The sequence below is a fragment of the Nonomuraea sp. NPDC050153 genome (genome assembly GCF_044460125.1).
Lineage (GTDB): Bacteria > Actinomycetota > Actinomycetes > Streptosporangiales > Streptosporangiaceae > Nonomuraea.
In genome coordinates this window covers 1-1695 of sequence record NZ_JBITJQ010000092.1, presented here as the reverse complement: position 1 = coordinate 1695, position 1695 = coordinate 1, and the positions used below count along the sequence as shown (strand labels likewise).

The following is a 1695-nucleotide window of genomic DNA, read 5'->3' as shown; positions in this document are numbered from 1 at the left end:
CTCCCAGTGGTCCCACCAGGGCCACATCAACAAGATCGGACCAGCGCTCTACGCCTGCACCTCATTGAGCGCTTAAGCCTTCGTCAGCAGGCTCTTAGACGACACTCGTAGTTTACCGACAAGCGTCGGTAAATGTGGTTGCGGGATACATCATTTCGACGGAGAGGAATCCACCATGAAGATCACCGTGGACGAACCCCGGTGCGTGGCCGCCGGGCAGTGCGTCCTGATCGCACCCGGCGTCTTCGACCAGCGAGACGAGGACGGCATGGTCGTCCTGCTGACTGATACCCCTGATGCGGATCAGCACCAGGCCGTCCGTGAGTCGGCCCTGGCCTGCCCCGCCGCCGCCATCCAGGTGGTCCAGTCATGAACCGCATAGCGGTGGTCGGTGCGGCGGCGGGCGGGCTGGCCACCGCCGAAGCGTTGCGCAGGGGTGGATATCAGGGCGTGATCACGTTGGTCGGCGACGAGGCGGAACTCCCCTACGACCGCCCGCCGCTGTCCAAGCAGATCCTCAAAGGGGACTGGGAGCTGGACCGGCTCGCCCTGCGCGGGCAGGCCGACATCGACGCCCTGGACCTGGACCTGCGACTGGGGGTGAGCGCGACCGGGCTGGACGTGACCACGCGGACCCTGCTGCTGGCCGACGGCACCGCACTGCCGTACGACGCGCTGGTCGTGGCGACCGGAGTGCGGGCCCGCCGGCTGCCCGGCACCGAAGGCGTGGCCGGGGTGCACACGCTGCGCACCCTGGCCGACGCGCTGGCGTTGAAGGCGCGGCTGCGCGCAGGGCGGCGGCTGGTGATCGTCGGCGCCGGTTTCCTCGGTGCCGAGGTGGCCGCCGTGGCCCGCGGGCTGGGAGTGGAGGTGACCTTGCTGGAAGCCGGCCCGGTTCCGCTGGCCCTGGCCGTCGGCGAGCAGACCGGACGGTTCCTATCGCAGCTCCACCGCGAGCACGGGGTCCGGTTGCGCACGGGCGCCGCGGTAGCCGAGGTGCTCAGTGCCGGTGGCGAGGTCACCGGCGTCGCTCTGGCCGATGGAAGCGTGCTCCCGGCCGACGACGTGCTGGTCGCCATCGGCTCGGTACCCAACACCGAATGGCTGGCCGGCAGCGGGCTCACCCTCGACGGCGGGCTCGTGTGCGACCAGTACAGCGCGGCGGCCCCCGACGTGTACGGGGTGGGCGACGTGGCGAGCTGGCACAACCCGCTGTTCGACACGGCGATGCGCGTCGAGCACCGCACCAACGCGGGCGAGCAGGCCCTCACCGTCGCGCACAACCTGCTCAACCCCGACACCCGGCGGCCCTTCGCCCCGGTGCCGTACTTCTGGTCCGACCAGTACGACACCAGGATCCAGGCCTACGGATACCTGCGCGACCACGACGAAGCGCGCGTCCTGCACGGTGACGAGACGGGACGACAGCTCCTGGTGCTCTACCGCCGGGGAGACCGGCTCACCGGCGTGCTCGCCATGGGCCAGCCGCCCAGGGTCCTGCGCGCCTGGCGAGGGCTCATCGCTGCCGGCGCCACCTGGGACATAGCCGTCACCGACACAGCCGTCGCGTGAGCGGCCCGTCACGTTCCTCGATCCCTTCCAGTCGGGTCGGGAGCAGACGAGGTGATGATGTCTGACGGTAGGGCCCAGGGCCTTTCTTCCGCCGGTTTCCCGGTCGGCTGTGCTTTCCCTGGT

The 1695-nt window shown here is 70.0% G+C and carries 2 protein-coding genes; both read left to right on the top strand.

Annotation, left to right across the window (positions count from 1 at the left end; all coding sequences use genetic code 11):
• Positions 1–175 precede the first annotated feature (175 nt).
• Positions 176–373 carry a ferredoxin gene (locus tag ACIBQ1_RS61815; protein ID WP_397292881.1) on the top strand — a complete coding sequence of 66 codons (198 nt, stop codon included), beginning with the start codon at positions 176–178 and terminating at the stop codon, positions 371–373.
• Positions 370–1572, top strand: a complete 1203-nt coding sequence (locus ACIBQ1_RS61810) for an NAD(P)/FAD-dependent oxidoreductase (protein ID WP_397292880.1) — start codon at positions 370–372, stop codon at positions 1570–1572. Before ACIBQ1_RS61815 ends, ACIBQ1_RS61810 begins: the two co-directional genes overlap by 4 nt.
• Positions 1573–1695 lie beyond the last annotated feature (123 nt).

Bases quoted from the DNA above. Each gene is read 5' to 3' on its own strand.
- ACIBQ1_RS61815 (WP_397292881.1), top strand. From the start codon at position 176: ATGAAGATCACCGTGGACGAACCCCGGTGCGTGGCCGCCGGGCAGTGC.
- ACIBQ1_RS61810 (WP_397292880.1), top strand. From the start codon at position 370: ATGAACCGCATAGCGGTGGTCGGTGCGGCGGCGGGCGGGCTGGCCACC.